This window comes from Bacteroides sp. RCH18, from assembly GCF_058231005.1.
In genome coordinates, this window is sequence record NZ_JBIPTC010000001.1 from 2,583,556 (window position 1) to 2,599,282 (window position 15,727).

At 44.4% G+C, this 15,727-nt stretch carries 9 protein-coding genes and 2 pseudogenes; 6 read left to right on the forward strand and 5 right to left on the reverse strand.

Annotated elements, in window-relative coordinates:
* Nucleotides 1-154 precede the first annotated feature (154 nt).
* Nucleotides 155-1,363 (forward strand): hexokinase family protein, encoded by a 1,209-nt coding sequence (locus ACHLI0_RS10290; RefSeq protein ID WP_490749088.1) that lies wholly within the window; start codon nt 155-157, stop codon nt 1,361-1,363.
* Between the two features lie 206 nt (nt 1,364-1,569).
* On the opposite strand, the gene ACHLI0_RS10295 is transcribed toward ACHLI0_RS10290, so the two are convergent.
* A complete protein-coding gene (locus tag ACHLI0_RS10295; protein ID WP_490749089.1) occupies nt 1,570-4,503 on the reverse strand; it encodes a discoidin domain-containing protein in 2,934 nt (977 codons plus the stop codon).
* 89 nt (nt 4,504-4,592) lie between these two features.
* The gene (locus ACHLI0_RS10300) at nt 4,593-5,933 is read right to left on the reverse strand and encodes a sigma-54-dependent transcriptional regulator (protein WP_490749090.1); all 1,341 of its coding nucleotides are present in this window, start codon (nt 5,931-5,933) and stop codon (nt 4,593-4,595) included.
* Nucleotides 5,934-6,060: 127 nt separating this feature from the next.
* Here ACHLI0_RS10300 and ACHLI0_RS10305 point away from each other — a divergent pair.
* The 3 genes and pseudogenes from ACHLI0_RS10305 to ACHLI0_RS10315 form a co-directional block, all read left to right on the forward strand.
* Nucleotides 6,061-7,723 (forward strand): annotated as a pseudogene (locus ACHLI0_RS10305) (FAD-dependent oxidoreductase); the annotation flags it as partial.
* 92 nt (nt 7,724-7,815) lie between these two features.
* A pseudogene (locus ACHLI0_RS10310) lies at nt 7,816-8,541 on the forward strand (DsrE/DsrF/DrsH-like family protein); the annotation flags it as partial.
* A 30-nt stretch (nt 8,542-8,571) separates the two neighbouring features.
* Nucleotides 8,572-8,940 carry a MarR family transcriptional regulator gene (locus ACHLI0_RS10315; protein WP_008765135.1) on the forward strand — a complete coding sequence of 123 codons (369 nt, stop codon included), beginning with the start codon at nt 8,572-8,574 and terminating at the stop codon, nt 8,938-8,940.
* 98 nt (nt 8,941-9,038) lie between these two features.
* On the opposite strand, the gene ACHLI0_RS10320 is transcribed toward ACHLI0_RS10315, so the two are convergent.
* Complete coding sequence (locus ACHLI0_RS10320; RefSeq protein ID WP_055301269.1) at nt 9,039-10,343, reverse strand: S28 family serine protease; 1,305 nt, start codon at nt 10,341-10,343, stop codon at nt 9,039-9,041.
* Nucleotides 10,344-10,476: 133 nt separating this feature from the next.
* Between ACHLI0_RS10320 and ACHLI0_RS10325 the strand changes: the two genes are divergently transcribed.
* Complete coding sequence (locus ACHLI0_RS10325) at nt 10,477-11,109, forward strand: DUF4136 domain-containing protein (protein WP_258982743.1); 633 nt, start codon at nt 10,477-10,479, stop codon at nt 11,107-11,109.
* 15 nt (nt 11,110-11,124) lie between these two features.
* Nucleotides 11,125-11,751, forward strand: coding sequence for a porin family protein (locus ACHLI0_RS10330; protein WP_055221726.1), 627 nt, complete (start codon nt 11,125-11,127; stop codon nt 11,749-11,751).
* A 72-nt stretch (nt 11,752-11,823) separates the two neighbouring features.
* On the opposite strand, the gene ACHLI0_RS10335 is transcribed toward ACHLI0_RS10330, so the two are convergent.
* Nucleotides 11,824-14,829, reverse strand: a complete 3,006-nt coding sequence (locus ACHLI0_RS10335) for a serine hydrolase domain-containing protein (RefSeq protein WP_490749091.1) — start codon at nt 14,827-14,829, stop codon at nt 11,824-11,826.
* On the reverse strand, nt 14,826-15,629 hold the full coding sequence (locus ACHLI0_RS10340) for a bifunctional metallophosphatase/5'-nucleotidase (protein ID WP_490749569.1): 804 nt from the start codon (nt 15,627-15,629) through the stop codon (nt 14,826-14,828). The genes ACHLI0_RS10335 and ACHLI0_RS10340 overlap by 4 nt, the downstream gene beginning before the upstream one ends.
* Nucleotides 15,630-15,727 lie beyond the last annotated feature (98 nt).

The window sequence follows — 15,727 nt, forward strand, 5'->3', positions numbered from 1 at the left end:
ATTATTTTTCAAACAAATATAGTTTTTATTAATTGAAAAAACAAATACATAATTATCAGATACAGGCAAATAAAGATTGGGCATTCCCGAGCAAAATCCACCTTCAGTTGTTATTCAAAGACAAGGATATTTTATACTCTAAAAAGTCAATGTCATGGAAAAAAACATTTTTAAGTTAGATAATGAACAGCTCAAAGCGATTGTATGCTCATTTCGGGATAAAACAGAAGAAGGGTTAAAAACGGAAAATGCAGAGATACAATGCATTCCTACTTTCATTACTCCAAAAACAACCCATATTAAAGGAAAGTCACTGGTACTTGACCTGGGAGGAACCAATTATCGGGTGGCAATCGTAGATTTCGACAGGGAAACGCCAGCCGTTCACCCGAACAATGGCTGGAAAAAAGATATGTCAATTATGAAGTCCGTCGGATATACCCGCGAAGAGTTATTCAAAGAATTGACCGATATGATTATAGGAATCAAACGTGAGGAAGAAATGCCTATCGGTTATTGTTTCTCTTATCCGGCCGAGTCCGTACCGGGTGGAGACGCCAAACTGTTACGCTGGACAAAAGGAGTAGATATTAAAGAAATGGTTGGAGACTTTATCGGAAAACCTTTACTCGACTATCTGAATGAAAGAAACAAAATTAAGTTTACAGGCATCAAGGTAGTAAACGATACTATAGCCAGTTTATTCGCCGGTCTCACAGACAATAGTTATGATGCATATATCGGCCTCATCGTAGGGACAGGAACCAATATGGCAACTTTTATCCCTGCCGATAAAATTGAAAAACTGGATCAGTCATGCAATGCACATGGATTGATTCCTGTCAATCTGGAATCAGGCAATTTCCATCCGCCCTTTCTGACCGCGGTAGATGATACCGTTGACGCTATTTCCGGTAATCCGGGAAAGCAACGTTTTGAGAAAGCGGTATCCGGTATGTATCTGGGAGACATACTGAAAACAGCCTTTCCGCTGGAAGAGTTTGAAGAGAAATTCGACGCACAGAAACTGACTTCCATTATGAATTACCCGGACATCTACAAGGATGTATATGTACAGGTAGCACAATGGATTTATGGCAGATCCGCACAATTGGTTGCCGCCTCACTGACCGGGCTTATCATGTTACTGAAATCCTATAATAAGGATATACGAAAGGTTTGCCTGGTAGCCGAAGGCAGTCTTTTCTGGAGTGAAAACAGGAAGGATAAAAACTATAACATTCTCGTTATGGAAAAACTGAGAGAACTACTTCAGTTATTCGGCCTGGAAGATATTGAAGTGGATATAAAAAGTATGAATAACGCAAACCTGATAGGGACAGGCATTGCGGCATTATCATAGTTTACTCCTGATGCTGTCGGCATCCGCACAATTCTATGAAGCATTTTAATGTAGCGGATTCATCAGTAAACTTTTCTTAAAGTTTATGATGAATCACGACTACATTTGAAAAATCATAGACAAACACAAAGACTGGTAAAACCAAGTCATAAAACCGATGTTGCTACAACCGTGTTTACCTCATTTAAAGAAATGTCCGCCCGATATTATTTATTATAAGGAATCACACTTAAACTATAATTACCATCAGGCAACAAATCCGAATCAAATTCTATTTCAATATCTTTAGACTCTCCTTTCAACAATGTGAAATAATTATCATTCATCAGAGCAGGTAATATACGCTCACCATCAGAAGAGCGAATAGCCTGTACGTGAATAGCAAAAGCGACTGATGATCCCACATTTTCGATCTTTGCTTTAATCACTTTCTTACCATTACTATCCACTAAGCTTGATGTTGTACGCAATTTGGCTTTCGGCAAATTATTCAATGCTTTATAGTCTCCCGGTTTATTGGAACGCCAATAAAAGTTATCAGAAAGCAGTTGCCCGTTTTCATCGTTCAGTTCCAACTTGATGAAATGCACAGGAGTCAAATCCGTTGGCTTCTTTTTTCTACCATATAATTCAAATTCATAAAGTGAATATCCCCACATAGTAGCCTGTTTCAACCCTTGCATTTTCACATAACGAGTACGAACAGGTTTTATCTTAATCTCTTCGACACCGCCTTTAGAGTCCTCATTGATATAAATTTCTTTCCAGTTTATTGCATCATCCGAAATCAACAGTTTATAAGCTTTTGCATGAGCAGCCTCCCAGTTCAATATGACAGAGGCTATTTCAGTTGGTTCACCCAGATCAACATAAATCCATTCTTCATCACGGGGTTCACTCGCCCAACGACTGCCATCACTGGCATCAATCGCGGCACTTGGCTCTCCGGCATCTGCCGAAATGGAGGAAGCAACCGCTTTCTTACCGAAAGCAAGGTTGTCTGTTGTAAAATTCAGATGGAAACAATAGGAATCCTTATTAGCGGCGGCATCCAAAACTACAGACTGACTATAACGCCCCATTTCTTTCCCATCCAGATTATAGACTTTACCTGTAGCCGTAAGTCCTTTCTGCTCTTTCAAAGTAGTATTGATCAGTTTTACACTATTATCAGCATAACTCCACTGAATATGAACCGGTTCACACGCCTTTCTGATTCCCCAGTAAGCCCCGGTCAAGTCATAATAATAATCATAGGTTTGCCATACCAATGAAGGATAAGCCGACTGCCCCATCCAAGTCAATATGCCGGAAGCATCTTCCCAAATATGATGTTGAAAGCCTTCGTACATCGCTTTATTCACCTCAACATTCACTAATTGAGCTTTCCGGCAAAAATCTTCAATACCTTTCGCTTTACCATAATTGAACTCTACGGTAGAGAAATATTTGTCGGGACTGGCGTTCCCCGCCGAATTGCCAAAGAAATGCTTGTCCCACATTTCATTACGTGGCCACCAATCTTTTTCGGGCATAAATTTCTTAAAGCTATCGAAAGTAGTAAAGACAGCTGTACCTATTTCTGTACGGAATCCCCATCCTTTGGTTATGTTGGCACCATATCCATAAGGGGCTTTGGTAAAATACCAGTTAGGATGAGAATTAGTCCAAGGTCCACTCCCGGAAAGGCCGTCGCTATGGGAATTGGCATGATAGGCACGATCTCCCCCATCGTATGTTCTAACGTCTTCCTCCAGCCACTTATTAAGAGGCGGTAACGGATATCCCTCATTATCACCACACCACACTGCAATACAAGCATGATTACGCAAACGCTTGATCTTTTCCACTGCATTCATATTGAAAGCAAAAACATCATCCGGAAGATTCGAGTTTGAATTTAACCAGAAGTCGTCCCACACCATAATGCCGTATTTATCGCAAGCTTCATAAAACTCATCATCCGTAACAGAACCGATCCAATTGCGTATCATATTAAAATGCATCTCATTGTGAAGTTTCAATTTAAGATCATATTCTTCACCCCGACAACGCAACATATATTCGCTCATTCCCCAGTTTCCTCCTTTTACATAAACAGGTTCACCATTTATTTTAAGATGAAGAACACCATCAACCAGCTCGGAACCGTATTCACGAATACCAAATGTAATATTCTGTTTATCAGAAGTCTTACCATTCACCATATAAGTCAGTTCGCAGGTATAAAGATTCGGCTGTCCGTAACCATTAGGCCACCACAAAGCAGGATTCTGAATTATAAATTGACTGAACTTGCTATCATCCAGAAGAAAAGTCCGCTGCTTGCCTGCCTCAATTACCAAATCTTCGGTAAATTCAATGTTGCCCGGCTGAATGATACCTTTCAACACTCCTTTCTGCTCTATATCTGTATGATTCCGTAGTTCCAGCTGCAAGCTTAAAACCGCTTTGTTTTTAGAAGGAACTTTCGAACGTACCCAAGGATCGACGATAGACACCTCGCCGGTTTTTGTCAAATAGACATCGTCAGTAATACCAGTCAAAAGACCGGGAACATAAGGCATCCAATCCCAGCCGGCACATGACATATAAGTAGGACTTGCATAATTGGGAACCGGAGTGCCTACCCAATGCACAAGGACGGCAAGCACATTCTTACCGTTTTTTGACAGCAAATCAGTTATATCGAAATTCCCCCGATGCATAAATCCATCAAGCAATCCGAGACGCGTCCCATTAAAAAATATTTCTCCTTTACGGTTAACCCCTTCAAAATTTAGCCATACCCTTTCTCCGTTTTCCACCTCCGGCGAATTAAACTCTGTACGATACCAGAAGTTACGGTCATATTTTGCTTTATCGACTTTATACGCATTATCAGCAAAATTCGGATCAGGCTCCAGTCCTTCTAATACATACGAACCAAACACCGTTCCCGGCACAGTTGCTTTGACCCAATCCCTCGTGTCATATCGGGTAGTCATCATATCAGAAGGATGCTCAATTTCTGCCTGAGCTTTCACTTTCCATATCGTCAGATTTCCATCACTATTCAATGAAATTTTTACTTTTTGTGCATGAACGGTGATACCAGTAAATAATAAAACAAGTAACAGTGTAGTCTTCCAAATATTCATATCTTCTATTTCTTTTTCACATTACAGATCAGTATATGAACGATTAATCGCTCATATACCCCTAAAAAAGAAATCAGATAGTCATATTATTATATTTTGTATTCCTCTATCTTCCTGTACAAAGTGGTAAGACCGATTTTCAGCAAGCGGGCGGTTTCCGTCTTGTTGCCTTTCGTATATTCCAGGACGCGGGCAATATGCCTCCGTTCCATAGCAGCCAGTTCAAAACTACCGATAGTATCATCCGAACATTCATAATGAGTATTCTGAATCTCCAGCGGAAGATCGCACACATCCAGGTGCCCGCCTTCGCAGACAATCAGACTCCGCTCTATCACATTCCGCAATTCACGGATATTTCCTTTCCAGGGTTGTTGTTCCAACGCATGAAGAAAAGCAGGAGTCATCTCATTGACCGCATACGAAAGTTTCTCGGAAAAGCTCTTTGCAAAGGCAGTGGCAAGAATTCTGATATCACCGGTACGTTCGCGAAGTGCCGGCAGATGTACCTGAAATACCGAAAGACGATAAAACAGGTCTTCACGGAAACGTCCCGCCTTGATTTCCTCTGTCAGATTGCGGTTGGTAGCAGCAATAATACGAACATTCACGTGCGTCGGTTTCGTATCTCCTATCTTTATATATTCGCCTGTTTCGAGAATACGCAGCAATTTGGCCTGTAGTTCAAAAGCCATTTCTCCGATTTCATCCAAAAAGATCGTACCGTTGTTGGCTTCTTCGAAGAGTCCTTTCTTGTCCTTCAAAGCTCCGGTGAAGGATCCGGCTTTATGCCCGAACATTTCACTCTCCAGCAGTTCCTTACTGAAAGACGAACAGTTCACGGCAACAAAGCTCTGTTTGCTCCGCTTACTATTATAATGTATGGCTTGTGCAAATACTTCTTTTCCGGTCCCCGTTTCTCCGGTCAACAACACCGGAACATCAGTCACCGAAACCTTCTGTGCCAGCATAACAGCTTCTTTCAGCACTTTCGATTCTCCCAGAATGGAATCAAAAGAATATAGCTGACTGACTTTCTTTTCCAGTTTCTCTAACCGGACATTCATCTTAGCCTTCTCAACGGCACGACTGATCAGAGGGATAATCTTATTATTATCGTCCCCTTTGGTTATATAATCAAATGCACCGTTCTTGATTGCCTGCACTCCGTCGGGTATATTACCGTGAGCGGTAAGAAGAATGACTTCCACATTCGGAGCTGTCTTTTTAATGTTCAGCACCAGATCGACCCCGTTTCCATCGGGAAGAAAGACATCACACAAAGCCACATCCGGCTGTTGAATTTCCAACTGTCTGATAGCTGCCTTGCAATCACCCGCCTGACACACCTCATAACCCTCCAGTCCGAGCATACGAGCCAACAGGCTACGAATCTGAACCTCATCGTCAATGATAAGAATTTTACTCATAATTAATTTATAAAAAATGAAGAAAGACAAACAGGGTGCGCAAATATAAGTCTTTTTTCTATGATCCGAGAACAATTCTCCCTACTTTATTGTTATTTCCAAAGGAAACTATTTACGCAACAAACTTATGAAGATCATTATTATTGGAGGCGTTGCCGGAGGAGCTACCACTGCTGCCCGGATCAGACGCACAAACGAAGCAGCTGAAATCATCCTTTTAGAAAAAGGAAAGTACATCTCTTATGCCAATTGCGGACTACCGTATTACATCGGAGGCGTGATCAAAGAACGGGAAAAACTGTTTGTACAGACGCCCGAAGCATTTTCTACGCGCTTTCGTGTAGACGTACGAACTGAAAATGAAGTAATCTTCATCGACCGGAAGAGAAAAACAGTAACGGTGAGACAAAGTAGCGGAGACACTTATGAGGAAAGCTACGACAAATTACTGATATCGACCGGAGCCTCCCCTGTGCGTCCTCCCCTGCCGGGAATCGACCTGAACGGAATCTTCACACTCAGGAATGTAGCCGACACAGACCGAATCAAAGAATATATCAACAGTCATGCTCCCCGAAAGGCTGTTGTCATCGGAGCCGGATTTATCGGGTTGGAAATGGCAGAGAACCTGCACGCACAAGGAGCTAAAGTTTCTATTGTGGAAATGGGCAATCAAGTGATGGCTCCCATCGACTTCTCCATGGCATCCCTTGTACACCAGCATTTGATGGACAAAGGAGTGAACTTGTATCTGGAGCAGGCAGTAGCTTCTTTCGAAAGAGACGGAAAAGGATTGAAAGTCATCTTCAAGAACGGACAGTCCATCTCTGCCGACATCGTTATCCTTTCCATCGGCGTACGTCCGGAAACGACACTGGCACGTGCCGCAGAGCTGAAGATCGGCGAAGCCGGAGGAATCGCCGTCAACGACTACCTGCAAACATCGGACGAATCGATTTACGCCATCGGTGACGCTATCGAATTCCGCCACCCGATCACCGGAAAACCGTGGCTCAATTACCTTGCTGGTCCCGCCAATCGTCAGGGACGAATTGTCGCAGACAACATTCAGGGAGCACACATCCCTTATGAAGGAGCCATCGGAACTTCCATTGCAAAAGTATTCGACATGACTGTTGCTTCTACCGGATTACCCGGCAAACGATTGCGGCAGGCAGAAATCAATTATATGTCTTCGACCATCCATCCGTCCTCTCACGCAGGATATTACCCGGATGCCATGCCGATGAGTATTAAAATCACTTTCGACCCGAAGACAGGTAAACTGTACGGCGGACAGATCGTCGGCTATGACGGTGTAGACAAACGAATTGACGAAATCGCGCTTGTTATCAAGCATGAAGGTACGATCTATGATCTGATGAAAGTGGAGCAAGCTTACGCCCCTCCGTTCTCTTCTGCCAAAGATCCGGTAGCCGTTGCAGGATACGTAGCCGAAAACATCATAACAGGGAAAGTACAACCCGTCTATTGGAGACAGTTGAGGGATATCGAGATGGAAAACAATTTCCTGCTGGATGTACGTACTCCTGACGAATTCTCGCTCAATACACTGCCGGGTGCAGTGAACATTCCGCTGGACGAACTGCGTGACCGGCTGGATGAACTGCCGAAAGACAAGATGATCTATACATTCTGTGCCGTCGGCCTCAGAGGATACCTTGCTTATCGCATTCTGGTACAGCATGGATTTGAAAAGGTACGCAACCTTTCCGGAGGATTGAAAACATACCACGCTGCCGCAGCCCCCATTATTCTGAGAGAAGAAAGTGAGAACGAAGTACCTGCACAACCGAACGCAAACATACAACAGCCGGCAGATGCGCAACCTCAAAAGACAGTTTCACCAGTTGAAGCAGTGAAGACAATCCGTGTAGACGCTTGCGGACTGCAATGTCCGGGTCCGATTCTGAAAATGAAAAAGACAATGGATTCGCTGGTTTCCGGCGACCGGGTAGAAATTACCTCAACCGATCCGGGATTCCCACGTGATGCTGCCGCATGGTGCAACTCGACAGGAAATCAGTTGATTTCCAAAGAGGCGGCAGGAGGAAAATCTGTAGTAGTGATCGAAAAGGGCGAACCTAAATCCTGCAATATTGTTACCTCCTGTGAAGGCAAAGGAAAAACTTTCATCATGTTCAGTGATGATTTAGACAAAGCTTTAGCTACCTTTGTGCTCGCTAATGGCGCAGCTGCCACCGGACAAAAGGTAACGATCTTTTTCACCTTCTGGGGACTGAACGTTATCAAGAAGCTGCATAAGCCGAACGTCGAAAAAGATATCTTTGGAAAAATGTTCGGCATGATGCTCCCTTCCAGTTCCCGAAAGCTGAAACTCTCTAAAATGAGCATGGGAGGAATAGGAGGAAAAATGATGCGGTACATCATGAACCGGAAAGGAATCGACTCTCTGGAGTCCTTACGCCAACAAGCTCTGGAGAACGGTGTGGAATTTATCGCCTGCCAAATGTCCATGGACGTTATGGGAGTGAAACAGGAAGAACTTCTGGACGAAGTGACAATAGGCGGAGTAGCAACATACATGGAACGGGCGGATAATGCAAATATCAACCTGTTTATATAGAAAAAGAACAAACAAAAAAACAAGTAGCATATGAAGACAATATGTGTAATGCGCGATGTATTCAAAGCAATGGCAAGATTTGAAGATGCATTTGAAAAAGTGTATCAGGTATCATTAAATGAAGCGATGATATTATGTGCCCTGCAAGAAGCCTCGCCCAATAATATGACGGCCACGAGCCTGTCCAAACGAACGGAGCTGACACCCTCGCACGCTTCAAAGATGCTCCGGATTCTGGAAGAAAAAGAACTGATTGTCAGAACACTCGGGGAAGAGGACCGGAGGCTGATGCAGTTCCATCTCAGTCAGAGCGGTAAAAAACTAGTCCGACAATTAGCACTTGAAAAAGTGGAAATACCGGAATTACTGAAACCGCTATTCGAATCGGTAGATTCCTAAATCAAGCAGCCCGATATATGTAATATCGGCTTGCAGAAGAATAAAACGGTGAACCGCCTGTATCATATATTACAGGTTGTTCACCGTTTCTCGTTTCGTCATTCTTCAAGCCACCCTCTAAGAAGAGACATCACTTTCTGCTTCTGATCTTCGGACATTGTACCGATGCGTGCAAGATGACTGCCTCCCGGCTCTACAAAGACATGAATATTCTTTTTATTCTTCAGCCATGTTACTCCGGCAGCTGTCCAGGGATCATTCTGACCATAGATAAAAATCATCTTCGGATCGTTCTTCTTCAAGAACCGCACAATCTTATTGCTCAGTGTCTTATCAAATTTCATCTTCCGCATATCTTCCGGCAACATCAGTCTTCTCAGATAATCCTTGCTGGTCTTTATAGAAAGGTAAGGTTTAAAAGGAGCGATATCGTATCCATAATACCCCAATTCGCGGGCAGCCTGCACGAAGAAAGAAAGAGTCGGGCTGTCTACTATAAAATAAGAAGGTCCGCTGATTGCCAGCAAATGATCCAGCAGTGTATCGTCAGAAGCCGAGGTTTCCGGTATACTACGGATATCCGTTCCCCATTGCCAGATAGAGAAAGAGTATTCCAGCACACAGAAATCGTATATTTCTTCCAGAGGAGCGCGGAATGTATAGTTCTTTTCAGTACACATTTTTTCAAAACGGGGCAACAAACGGGCCTTTCGCTTCAATACTTCCAACTGGAAATCTTCTATTTTTTTCCTATCGGCTTCCGTACCTACCCGGCGGAGGAAAGGTTCGTGCCGACCGTCTTCACGCGCATAACAAAGAGGAGCAACATAAGGCACGGAAACATCCACATCGTCGGGGAAGAAAACACGGTATAATAAGGAGGTCTGCCCACCCTTGCTGATCCCCGTACTGATCCATTTGCCAGGATATAAAGTCTTGAAAGCGGTTGTCACGGCATGCAAATCCTCGGCAGAATTCTCTGCGGTCAGGTATTGCCAGTCGCACGGTTCGGGAGTGGATTCGAGAAAGTAGCGATGCTCCACAAAGATCATATTGGCATCGAACAATTCAGAAAGTTCTTCCCGATAAGTGGGGCGCAAAGCATACCCTGCCCCATATCCTTCAGTGACAATCACTGTGGGACGGTCATAACCGACGTGTCCCACAATCACACGCTGGCGGAAACTTCCCTTTTCGGGATGTCGATGATCCAGCGGCTGAGTCAGGTACATTACATACTTTTCCGGGAAGCGGCTGGTGTCGAGCGACTTTATTCCGCTGACGGACTTATTTTTTTCGATCTTCTGAATAAACGATTCCTGCGCCGACAATGAGACGGGCGCAACTGCGATCAGCAGCACGATTGAGAACCATACGAAAAGAGGTATCCGAATGTGTTTCATAAGCATTTGAGTGTTAATTTTCTCGCAAAGATAATCATTTGCACGAACCTTTTTACACATTTCTTGTTGTTTGTAACAAAAGCCCCAAGGTACCAGGGCGTGATTTTTATATAACCTAAACATTATAAAAGATATGAAGAAATTAATTCCTATTTTATTGGCGGTCTTTGCACTCGCTTCTTGCGAAAAAGACCCGGACATGGGTAAGCTGGATGACAACTATCTGGTATACACTAACTACGACAAGCAAGCCAACTTCAAAGACTTCAGCACATTCTATCTGGCTGACAAAATCTTGGTTATCTCTGACAGCAAAGAACCGGAATATCTCGAAGGAGAAGGCGCTGAGCAAATTCTGGCTGCTTACACAGAAAATATGGAAGCGAAAGGTTATCAACCGGCTACCGATAAAGAAAGTGCCGATCTTGGTATTCAGGTAAGCTACATCGCAAGTACTTATTATTTCACCAACTATTCTCAACCCGAATGGTGGTGGGGATATCCCGGCTACTGGGGACCCAGCTACTGGGGTAACTGGGGCGGATGGTACTATCCATACGCTGTGACTTACAGCTATAGCACCAACTCATTCATTACAGAAATGGTGAACCTGAAAGCAGATGAAGGTGAAGGCAAAAAACTTCCTGTAGTCTGGACAAGCTATCTGACTGGATTTGAAACAGGCTCTAAAGCTATCAACCGCACTCTTGCTATTGAAGCAGTGAACCAGTCATTCACTCAGTCACCTTATCTTACTAACAAATAAACAACTACAACTGTTATGAAAACAAGAAAGAATATATATTTCAAGGTAGTGGCGCTAGCAGCCATTGCCATCGCCTTTGCCATGCCGGCTAAGGCACAGCTATCAGACAATGGATATGCTAATATAGACTGGCAGTTCAATGTTCCATTGAGCAACAATTTTGCAGACAAAGCCAGCGGTTGGGGTATGAACTTTGAAGGTGGTTATTTCGTTACCCCTAACTTGGGTCTGGGTCTTTTCCTGAACTATCACAGCAACCACGAGTATATTCCTCGCGAAACATTCAAGATGGGTGCAGGTGACGTTACAACTGATCAGCAACACACAATGTTCCAGTTGCCTTTCGGTGCTGCCGCCCGCTACCAATGGAATCGCGGTGGAGCCGTACAACCTTATGTCAGTGCAAAATTAGGTGCTGAATATGCTAAGATCCGTTCCAACTTCAATATGTTGGAAGCCAGAGAAAACAGCTGGGGATTCTACGCTTCTCCTGAAGTAGGTGTCAATGTATTCCCTTGGGTTTACGGACCGGGTCTGCACTTTGCTCTGTACTACAGCTATGGTACCAATAAAGCTGATGTACTGCATTACAGTGTAGACGGACTGAACAACTTCGGTTTCCGCGTGGGTGTTTCATTCTAACCCGAGCAACTACTTGATTTTACATTAATAAGCAAGAGCCCCTCTACTTCGGCAGAGGGGCTCTTCATTTATTTATTTGCTTTGAATCGCTTTATAGATCGCATCCTGTATCTGTTCGCGAATTTCCAGACGGCTTAACTTCCGGTTGGTAACGTCCGGATAAATCCGGTTGCTCAGAAATACATAAACCAAGCCATTGTCGGGGTCTACCCAGGCACACGTTCCGGTAAACCCGGTATGACCATATACTTTTGCCGGTGTATGCTTTCCGCAAGGGCTCTTTTCCGGATTACGGGTATCCGGCTTGTCAAATCCAAGTCCGCGACGGCTGATTTTGGAAACTTCCGTTGTAAACAACTGGCAGGTTTCCTTGCTTAAATAACGCTGTTCGTTCAACTCACCACCGTTCAGCAACATCTGATAAACCTGTGCCACTTCACGTGCATTCGAGAACAATCCGGCATTTCCCGAAACGCCTCCCTGGAAAGCGGCAGCCTCATCATGCACAAATCCCTGAAGGGTAGTCTTACGCAAGAAGCGGTCGACAGAAGAAGGTATGACTTCCGATTTCGGAAAACGGCGCAAAGGAAGGTATCCTGTACGTTCCAGTCCCATCGGTTCATAAAATTCACGTTGCAAGTAGGCATCCATCGGCATTCCCGCAAGTTTCTCAACCAGAAGACGCAACAGGATAAAACCGACATCGCTGTATCGGTAAGTTTTAGGTTTCATCGGTGCGTCTGCAATCTTCTTCTCCATTTCCTTGAAGAAAGAAGGATTCAGCCACAGACTATCACAGATTTGCAAGGTGTAATCTCCGGTTTTAACCTTTGAAACATATTCCTTTTTAAATGCAAAATTAGGATTCGCCCATGTGGAAGTTCCCACCTGCAACGGATGCCGTGCATCTTTGCGGGACATGAACAGTCTGCCTTCATAACTATCTTCATCGATGGCTTCCCGATAAAAAGCAATTCCGGGCGGCAAGCCGGATTGATGGTAAAGCAGTTCCTGAATGGTTATGTCTTTCTTGTTAGTATGCTGGAGGAAAGGAAGATAGTCTGCTATTCTGTCCGTCAGATTAAAACGTCCCTTATCGTAAAGTTTCATTAAAGCAAGCACCGTACCAGTAGTCTTGGAGAGTGAAGCCAAGTCATAGATATCGGTCGGCTGCACACGTGCGCTTCCCGTTCCGGTGTGAGTGCCGAATGTCTTGTCTACCATCACATGACCCTCTTTCATCACGATCACCTGGCAACCGGGATAAGCTCCCTGACGAACACCGTCCAAAGCGATCGAATCAATTCGTTGCAGGGCGACAGAAGAAAGCCCATGTTCTTCCGGAATAAAATGCAAAGGTGTTTTCGGAGTAATCGTGACACCATCTCCTGCCTGAAAGAGTTCTCCAAGGCTGGCCGATAATCTTCCGTCCGCCGTAGCTTTGGCAAAGAGCACATCCGCCACCTGCCGCTGCACATCTTCATTAGGGCTGTGTCCCAGCACCACTGCCGAGGCACGGGCAACCGCACGCTGTATCTGCAACATCATCTTACCCTGCGTAAAGAAAGCATAGATGACCGGAGTTTCAGTAGTAAATTTACCGAAGAAAGTCTGATAAGGTGACAGCTTCTGTTCACTTACGGCGACAATAATCCGTTTATAGGCAGTCAATGAGTCCCGTAACCACTGATTCGCCTCTTCCGTCATACCGGGACGAAGGCGGAAACGTGACAAAGAAGTGTATTTCGACAACTGTTCCGCCAACGCATTGGTTTCACCCGCGTCACCGACTTCGAGCAATGCCATCGTTTCTTTTTGATTCGTATGCAAAGGGAGAACATGATTTTCATTATTCAGCACAGTAATCGCAGCCAAATTCAACCGGCGGATTAAATCACGTGTCTGAGGAGTATTGATCCGTTGTCCCAAACCAGACAGTTGAACAAACGGTTTCTTTTTTAGTCCGAGTACATATTTATAAGTCAATACCTTGCGGCATTTCTCTTCAATATCTTCGCGTGTCAAGTCTCCCTTATCAATGGCATCGAGTACAGCGGCTATCTCCTCCTTCAGGTTCCGGGGAGCCAGTACCATATCATTCCCTGCCTTCAGTGCCTGCAGACTGACATTTCCATTCCCCGAAACACCTTTCATGGCAAGTGCATCCGTGAAGATCAGTCCTTTGAAAGCAAATTCTTCTGTCAGCAAATCGTATACGATATTACGGGATAAAGAAGAAGGAAGTCCGCCTATCGGTTCAATAACCGGCACTTGCAGGTGTCCGACCATCATACCGCTCAATCCGGCACGGATCGCTTCTCTAAAAGGATGGAGCTCTACACTGTCCAGACGTTCGCGAGTGAAGGGAAGTACCGGAAGTGTTTTGTGCGAGTCTACATCCGTATCACCATGTCCGGGGAAGTGCTTGCAGACGGAAAGTACGCCTCCGCTTTCCAGGCCGGAAGCATAAGCTACTACCTTATCCGCCACCTGCACGGGGTCTTCACCGAAGGAACGGGTATTGATCACCGGATTCTTAGGATTGATATTCACATCCGCCACCGGAGCAAAGTTGACTTGCACACCTAACTGTGCACATTGGCGTGCCATCTCGCGACCGTATTCATAGATTAATTTATTATCCTGAATACATCCGAGCACCATATTTCGGGGAAAGACAGGAGTACCACGCAGACGCATTGCCAGCCCCCATTCTCCGTCAAAAGTGATCATTAACGGTAAATTTGCCATGCGCTGGGCTCGATTAGTCAGTTCCGCCTGGGTCTGCATCTTCCCACCGGAAAACAACAGTCCGCCGACTTTATAGGTATCGACGGCATCCTTCAGCAGTATCTGGTTGTGCTTGGTATCTACCGGAGCAATCGTATATATAAACAACTGACCGACTTTCTCTTTAAGCGTCAGCTTATTCATAATGGAGTCTACCCATTGTCGACAACGGACATCTTGTTTAGCTTTATAAAGTAGTAAAGGTTCTACGGGAGTATCTATTGCTTCTCCCCTGGCCTTGACAGGGAGAAATAGCAGGATAGCCAGTATATATGTTAGTAATCTCATTTTTTATTCAAAGTCAAATCTAGTCGTCCAACATAAATTCCATTCTTTCCGGTGTGCATAACGGGGACATTTTTCCCGTCTATGTTCAAATAATTCTTGGGGCTTTCCATAAAGGTATGAGAATGCCCACCCAGAATAACATCGATATTACGAGTGTTGGCTACCAGCTTCTCATCCATCTGAATGCCCAGATGTGACAGACATACTATGACATCACATCCTTCTTCTTTCAGTTGTGCGGCAATGTCATTGGATACGGCGATCGGGTCTTTATAGATTACCCCTTCGCATTTATTGGCCTGTATCAGTCCTTCCGGCTTCGCTCCCAACCCGAAAACTCCGATCTTCAAGCCGAAACGATCCAAAATGACATAGGGCTTTACGATATCTTTGAGTATTGTGGCATCAAGATCATAGTTGGCACATACTACCGGAAACTTGGCTAATTTAAATAGACGAGCCATGTTGTCCAAACCGAAATCGAACTCGTGGTTACCGATTGTCATTGCATCGTATCCCATTTCATTCATCAGGGTGACTTCTACTTCACCTTTAAACATATTATAATAAGGAGTGCCTTGCGAGATATCGCCACAGTCGAACAGCAGTACATCCGGATTTTCTTTGCGGAACTGCTGCAGGAAACTTGCCCGACGGACAAATCCACCCTGACCGTAGTTCCGGTCACCTTCCTGAGTCATAGGTTCAATCCGGCTGTGTACATCACTGGTTTGCAGTATGATTAGTTTTTTTGTTTCCTGGGCAGTTGCCAATGCAGGTAGTAAAAAGAGGAAAAGCATCAGCCACTTTCCGGTTCTTCCTTTGAATATATTCAAGACGGAAGTTATATGATTATGAGTTGTCATAGGATACTGAGATTTCATTGTAAACCTTGGTT

What these genes read in the sequence shown, in the direction of transcription:
- ACHLI0_RS10325 (WP_258982743.1), top strand. Translation starts at nt 10,477, where the DNA reads ATGAAGAAATTAATTCCTATTTTATTGGCGGTCTTTGCACTCGCTTCT.
- ACHLI0_RS10315 (WP_008765135.1), top strand. Translation starts at nt 8,572, where the DNA reads ATGAAGACAATATGTGTAATGCGCGATGTATTCAAAGCAATGGCAAGA.
- ACHLI0_RS10335 (WP_490749091.1), bottom strand. Translation starts at nt 14,829, where the DNA reads ATGAGATTACTAACATATATACTGGCTATCCTGCTATTTCTCCCTGTC.
- ACHLI0_RS10295 (WP_490749089.1), bottom strand. Translation starts at nt 4,503, where the DNA reads ATGAATATTTGGAAGACTACACTGTTACTTGTTTTATTATTTACTGGT.
- ACHLI0_RS10340 (WP_490749569.1), bottom strand. Translation starts at nt 15,629, where the DNA reads ATGCTTTTCCTCTTTTTACTACCTGCATTGGCAACTGCCCAGGAAACA.
- ACHLI0_RS10290 (WP_490749088.1), top strand. Translation starts at nt 155, where the DNA reads ATGGAAAAAAACATTTTTAAGTTAGATAATGAACAGCTCAAAGCGATT.
- ACHLI0_RS10330 (WP_055221726.1), top strand. Translation starts at nt 11,125, where the DNA reads ATGAAAACAAGAAAGAATATATATTTCAAGGTAGTGGCGCTAGCAGCC.
- ACHLI0_RS10300 (WP_490749090.1), bottom strand. Translation starts at nt 5,933, where the DNA reads ATGAGTAAAATTCTTATCATTGACGATGAGGTTCAGATTCGTAGCCTG.
- ACHLI0_RS10320 (WP_055301269.1), bottom strand. Translation starts at nt 10,343, where the DNA reads ATGAAACACATTCGGATACCTCTTTTCGTATGGTTCTCAATCGTGCTG.